Origin of the sequence: Rhodococcus sp. (in: high G+C Gram-positive bacteria) (genome assembly GCF_049299235.1) — a bacterium.
In the GTDB taxonomy this organism is placed as follows: domain Bacteria; phylum Actinomycetota; class Actinomycetes; order Mycobacteriales; family Mycobacteriaceae; genus Rhodococcus.
The window spans coordinates 1-5,748 of record NZ_JBAQXC010000074.1 but is presented as its reverse complement, the minus strand read 5'-3'; the positions used below and the strand labels follow the sequence as shown (position 1 = coordinate 5,748).

6 protein-coding genes and 1 pseudogene are annotated in these 5,748 nt (G+C 69.4%); 6 read left to right on the top strand and 1 reads right to left on the bottom strand.

What is annotated here, in order from left to right:
• The 3 genes from WAX14_RS04065 to WAX14_RS04055 all read left to right on the top strand — a co-directional run.
• A partial coding sequence (locus WAX14_RS04065; RefSeq protein WP_422626808.1) for a transglycosylase family protein occupies window positions 1-948 on the top strand: 948 nt, incomplete at its 5' end.
• Between the two features lie 10 nt (window positions 949-958).
• The gene (gene rsmA, locus WAX14_RS04060; RefSeq protein WP_422626807.1) at window positions 959-1,834 is read left to right on the top strand and encodes a 16S rRNA (adenine(1518)-N(6)/adenine(1519)-N(6))-dimethyltransferase RsmA; all 876 of its coding nucleotides are present in this window, start codon (window positions 959-961) and stop codon (window positions 1,832-1,834) included.
• Between the two features lie 244 nt (window positions 1,835-2,078).
• Window positions 2,079-2,285 carry a cold-shock protein gene (locus WAX14_RS04055; RefSeq protein ID WP_422626806.1) on the top strand — a complete coding sequence of 69 codons (207 nt, stop codon included), beginning with the start codon at window positions 2,079-2,081 and terminating at the stop codon, window positions 2,283-2,285.
• 73 nt (window positions 2,286-2,358) lie between these two features.
• Here the strand turns inward: WAX14_RS04055 and WAX14_RS04050 are convergent, their stop codons facing one another.
• A complete protein-coding gene (locus WAX14_RS04050) occupies window positions 2,359-3,327 on the bottom strand; it encodes a helix-turn-helix transcriptional regulator (RefSeq protein WP_422626805.1) in 969 nt (322 codons plus the stop codon).
• A gap of 85 nt (window positions 3,328-3,412) precedes the next feature.
• Between WAX14_RS04050 and WAX14_RS04045 the strand changes: the two genes are divergently transcribed.
• From WAX14_RS04045 to WAX14_RS04035, 3 genes and pseudogenes are all read left to right on the top strand, one after another.
• Window positions 3,413-4,339, top strand: a complete 927-nt coding sequence (locus tag WAX14_RS04045) for an ABC transporter ATP-binding protein (protein WP_422626804.1) — start codon at window positions 3,413-3,415, stop codon at window positions 4,337-4,339.
• Window positions 4,336-5,391 (top strand): ABC transporter permease, encoded by a 1,056-nt coding sequence (locus WAX14_RS04040; RefSeq protein ID WP_422626803.1) that lies wholly within the window; start codon window positions 4,336-4,338, stop codon window positions 5,389-5,391. The genes WAX14_RS04045 and WAX14_RS04040 overlap by 4 nt, the downstream gene beginning before the upstream one ends.
• A 55-nt stretch (window positions 5,392-5,446) precedes the next feature.
• Window positions 5,447-5,748 (top strand): annotated as a pseudogene (locus tag WAX14_RS04035) (4-(cytidine 5'-diphospho)-2-C-methyl-D-erythritol kinase); the annotation flags it as partial.

Here is a 5,748-nt window from a genome sequence, read left to right as displayed (position 1 = left end):
GTGCTGTCCGATGTCGGATACGGCGTCGGACAGCACGACGTCGTGGCACCGGACGCGGATGCGGTCGTCTCCGACGGCGACACCGTGGTGTTGCGCCGGGCACGGGAAGTCCAGTTGACCATCGACGGCGCCGAACGCGACGTCTGGACCACCGCGCTCACCGTCGACGACGCGCTCACCCAGTTCGAGTTGGCCTCCGACGTCTACGTGTCGGCATCGCGGTCGCACCGAGTGCCGCTCGAAGGGATCGATCTCGCCGTCGTGAACCCGCGCACCGTGCGGCTTTCCGACGGCGGTGCCCCTGCCGTCCCGGTCCGGCTCGCCGCCCCCACCGTCGCCGAATTCCTCGCCGTACGCGGCGTGCCCCTCGAACAAGCCGACGAGGTGAACCCGCCCGCGGACACTCCGCTCACCGACGGTCTCGACATCGACGTCACCCGCAAACGCGTCCACGACATCGCCGAGACGTTGCCGCTCGATCCGCCGGTTCATCGCATCGAGGACGAGACGATGAACATGAGCCGCAGCATCGTCGAGGATCCGGGCGCCCCCGGCGTCCAGGAGGTGACGTTCGCCGTCAGCACCGTCGACGGGATCGAGACCGGTCGGGAAGCCACCGACACGGTGGTCACCGCCCCGGCGCGACCCGCGATCGTGCGGGTCGGCACCAAGCCGGGCACCGAGGTTCCGCCCGTCGAGGACGGCGACATCTGGGACGCGCTGGCCACGTGTGAGGCCGGCGGCAACTGGGCGATCAACACCGGCAACGGCTATTACGGTGGCATGCAGTTCGATCAGAGCACGTGGGAGCGGCTGGGAGGGCTGCGTTACGCGCCACGCGCGGACCTCGCCACCCGCGAGGAGCAGATCGCGATCGCCGACGTGACACAGCAGAAGCAGGGCTGGGGTGCGTGGCCGTCGTGCTCCGGTGGCCTCGGCGTGCGCTAGGTTCACAAGCGTGTCAGACGATTCTCCCCGCGGACAGGCGGCACTGCTCGGCCCCGCCGAGGTTCGGTCGCTCGCCGAGGAGTTCGGCGTTCGTCCCACCAAACAACTCGGCCAGAATTTCGTGCACGACGCCAACACCGTGCGCCGCATCGTGTCGGTTGCCGGGGTTGGCCGCGACGACGTGGTGCTCGAGGTCGGCCCCGGCCTCGGATCGCTGACGCTCGCCCTGCTCGACGTCGTGGCGCGGGTGATCGCGGTGGAGATCGACCCGAAACTCGCCGCGCGGCTGCCCGAGACCGTCCGGCAGCGGGCACCGGAACTCGCCGGAAACCTCGACGTCGTACTGCAGGACGCGATGAAGGTGTTGCCGGGCGATCTGCCGGTCACCCCGACAGCGGTCGTCGCGAACCTGCCCTACAACGTCGCGGTACCGGTCCTGCTGCACCTGTTCGCCGAGTTCCCGTCGCTGCGTACCGCGCTGGTCATGGTCCAGGCGGAGGTCGCCGACCGGCTCGCCGCGCAGCCCGGCGGCAAGGTGTACGGGGTGCCCAGCGTCAAGGCCTGTTTCTTCGGGGAGGTGCGTCGTGCCGGTGCGGTCGGGCGCGCGGTGTTCTGGCCCGTGCCGCAGGTCGAATCCGGTCTCGTCCGGGTCGATCGCTACGCCGAACCGCCGTGGCCGGTGGACGCGGAACATCGCCGTCGTGTCTTCGCTGTCGTCGATGCCGCGTTCGCGCAACGACGCAAGACGTTGCGCGCGGCGCTGAGCGGGTGGGCGGGGTCGGCAGCCGAGGCGGAACGCCGGTTGGTCGCCGCGGGCATCGAACCGTCGGAGCGCGGCGAGAAGCTCGACGCGGCCGCGTTCGTGCGGCTTGCCGGTACCGAGTGACGGCCCGCTGCTGTTGTTCCCCAAGAAGTTTCGAGTCGTGGTTGCGGGTACGTGGAGTCTGTGATCTACTGTTACCTGGTCGTTAGGTAGTGTGTTTGTGGTTTACCCTCGCACATTTCTGGTTGCGAGCGGATGCGATAGCCACCACGGAAATCGTTTCAGCCGTCGAGTGACAGACCCGGATGGTGTTCCGCCGTCCGACGACGGGGAGGCGACCGCCACCCCACAGCAGTAAGGAAACATCATGGCTGAAGGCACCGTGAAGTGGTTCAACGGCGAAAAGGGCTTCGGCTTCATCGCTCCCGCCGACGGTTCGGCTGACGTCTTCGTGCACTTCTCCGAGATCCAGGGCCGCGGCTTCCGCACCCTCGAGGAGAACCAGCGCGTGAGCTTCGAGGTTGGCCAGGGCCAGAAGGGCCCGCAGGCCACCGGCGTCAACGTCATCGGCTGATACCGATACCTCCCGCGAAACCCCGGAACTCGTCACGAGTTCCGGGGTTTCGTGCGGTTCGGAGCTTCGGCGCTCATGCCTGTGCGTATCTGTCCGCCATCTGCCGGTGCTGCTCGGCGAGCGATCGGCATGCCTGCCGCAACTCGGGTGGTTCCAGCACGGTGAAGTCGACGTCGAAGGCATGCAGCCAATGCGCAATCGACTCGAGCGACCGGCCGCCGAGTGCCACCGCGCAACTGCCGGAATCGACGAGTTCCGCACTGCCCCAGTCATCGTCGATCATCGGGGCGATCTTGTCGAGGGGTGCGTGCAGCAACACCCGGGCATGCACCTGCACCACACCGCGCCGAATGCCGCTGGCCACGAATTCGGCTGCGCCCCCCGGCGGCAGTTGCCGCGGCGTGAACCGCGGACCGGTGGGGATCTTCGGTTCCATCCGGTCGACCCGGAACGTGCGCCAATCGTCCCGGGTCACATCCCATGCCACCAGGTACCAGCGCAACCGGGACCGCACCAGCCGGTACGGTTCGACTTCGCGCCGCATCGACTCGTCGTCGTGCGTGCGGTAGTCGAACCGCAACCGCTCGTGGCGGTGGCACACCGCGGCGAGCGCGCTGAGTACACCCGCATCCACCGCTGATGCCGCGGGCGCCCGGTCGACCACCTCGACCTCGAGGGTCTCGAGTCGGTGCCGCAGCCGCGACGGCATCACCTGCCGCAACTTGGCGAGCGCCCGGGTCGCCGCTTCGCCGATTCCGGTGACCGCGTCGTTCGCGCCGGCCTGTAATGCGAACGCGACGGCGACGACCTCTTCGTCGTCGAGCAACAGTGGCGGCATCTCGGCACCGGCACCCAGTCGGTAGCCGCCACCGACACCGACGGTGGCGTCCACCGGATAACCCAGGTCGCGGAGTTTGTCGACGTCGCGCCGCACCGTCCGGGTGGTGATCGACAGGCGGTCGGCGAGTTCGGTGCCGGACCAGTCCCGGCGCGTCTGCAGCAGCGACAGCAACCGGAGCAGCCGGGCGGAGGTTTCGCGCATGCCTGCACCATCCCACGAATCGCGGACGACTTCGGTCCTGGTTCGGTTCCGGACCCGAGGTTCCGGGCCGAGTAGGGTGACGGCGGTGACCACCGACCCGACCGTCCACGCGCGTGGCCTGGCCCGATCCTTCGGCACCGTCGATGCGGTCCGCGACATCGATTTCGACGCTCATGCCGGCGAGGTCACCGCACTGATCGGGCCGAACGGCTCCGGCAAGACCACGCTTCTGCTCATGCTCGCGTCCCTGCTGCGCCCGGACCGCGGCATCGTGCGGATCTGCGGCCACGACCCGGCGACCGAACCGGCCGCGGTGCGGGCGCGGCTCGGCTGGATGCCCGACACGCTCGGCGTCTGGGAATCGCTGACCGCCCGCGAAATCCTCGTGACGATCGCCCGGCTCTACGGCATCGGCCGTGCCCCGGCGACGGAGCGGGCGGACCACTTGCTGGAGACCGTCCGGCTCGTCGAACTCGCGGACACCCCGGCGCGTGCCCTGTCCCGCGGTCAACAACAACGACTTTCGCTCGCCCGTGCGCTCGTCCACGATCCGGCGGTGTTGCTGCTCGACGAACCCGCCTCGGGCCTCGACCCCGGAGCGCGCGTCGACCTGCGAATCCTGCTGCGGCAACTCGCCGCCGAGGGCCGCACGATCGTCGTCAGCTCGCACGTGCTGGCCGAACTCGACGAGATCGCCGACCGGGCGGTCTTCGTCGCCGGTGGCCGCACCGTTCGGACACAGACCCTGGCCGAGGCCGACGCGCAGGCCCGCCGGTACGTGATCCGGGCGCTGGACCCGTCGACGCTCGACGCGGCGCTGATCCGGGCGGGCCGGCCGGCGCAGTCCGCACCGGACCGGCGGCCCGGCGAGCGGATCGTGCTCGTCGACGACGACACCCGTGCGGCGGCGCTGCTACGTGAGTTGATCGACGCCGGTGTCGCCGTCACCGAATTCGCGCCTGCCACCGGCGCCTGGGAACAGACCTACCTGAGCTTGCAGGAGCAGCCGTGACCGTCACCGAATCCGAATCCGAATCCCGGCTCGGCCTGGGCTATCTCGACGGAGTGCTGACCGTCTTCGGCCTCGAGATCCGGCAACGGGTCCGCTCGCGCGGATGGTATGTGCTGCTCGCCGTGTGGTTCACGCTGGTCTGTGCGGTCACTGCGCTCGCCGACATCGCGTTCGACGAGATGGATTTCGCCGGGCAGGCCATGTACGAACTCGTCCTCGGGTTCGTGTTGTTCTTCGCGCTGCTCGTCGTCCCGGCTCTGTCGGCGAACTCGGTGAGCGGCGACCGCGCGGCGGGAACACTTGCGATTCTGCAGAACACCCTGCTGCGCCCCGGCCAACTGCTGTGGGGGAAGTGGCTGGCGGCATGGGTCGTCGCCCTGGGCTTCCTCGCGGTCGCGGTGCCCGCGCTTGCGTGGGCGGTACTGCGCGGCGACGTCCATGCCCTCAGCCTGCCCGTGCTGGTGCTCATGGTCGCGCTCGAACTCGCTGTGATGTGCGCCGTCGGCGTCGGGATCTCCGCGCGGTCGCACCGGCCATTGTTCGCGGTCACCGCCACCTACCTGATCACCGCGTTCTTCGCGGTGGGCACACTCATCGGGTTCGGGCTGAGCATGCAACTCGTCGCCGAGGACGTGCGGATACCCCGTGCCTACTACGAGGGCCCGTCCGAGGCGTTCCCGAACGGCCGGATCGTGTGCAGCGACACCGACACCCGACTGCACACCGACTACCGCACCGAACGGATCGCGTGGATGCTCGCCGCGAACCCGTTCGTCGTGGTCGCGGATGCGGCGCCGCGGTCGGCGCCCGACACCGACCGTGGGGTGCTCGGCGGGATCAGCGAGGCGGTGCGGACGGCGCAGAGCGGCACGATCAGCGACAACGCCTGTTCGAACGGAAACCCGGACGGGACGCCGACCCGCGACACGGCACCGATCTGGCCGCTCGGGGTCGGGATCCAGTTCGTCGTCGCGGCCGGGTTGCTCACGAGTGGATATCGCCGCACCCGAACGCCCATCGGACGACTCCCGACGGGAATGCGCGTGGCGTGACCGGCGGCCCGGTGCCGAATCGGCAGGTGTGGTGCTCCGGGTAAGCTCTGTACTCGTGCTTTCCGTCGTTCCGACGCCCGTCACGGTGCGGGCCCCGTCCAAGGTCAACCTGCATCTTGCCGTGGGTGACCTGCGCGAGGACGGCTACCACGAGTTGCGCACCGTGTTCCAGGCCCTGTCCCTGGGCGACGAGGTCACGGTGGTGTCTGCCGACGCGTTGAGCGTGACCGTGCGCGGTGCCGACGCCGCGCTCGTGCCCGCCGACTCCACCAACCTGGCGTGGCGGGCCGCCGAACTCGTCGCGGCCCACGTCGGCCGCGACCCCGCGGTCGCGATCACCATCGACAAGGGCATCCC

What these genes read in the sequence shown, in the direction of transcription:
- WAX14_RS04055 (WP_422626806.1), top strand. Translation starts at nt 2,079, where the DNA reads ATGGCTGAAGGCACCGTGAAGTGGTTCAACGGCGAAAAGGGCTTCGGC.
- WAX14_RS04050 (WP_422626805.1), bottom strand. Translation starts at nt 3,327, where the DNA reads ATGCGCGAAACCTCCGCCCGGCTGCTCCGGTTGCTGTCGCTGCTGCAG.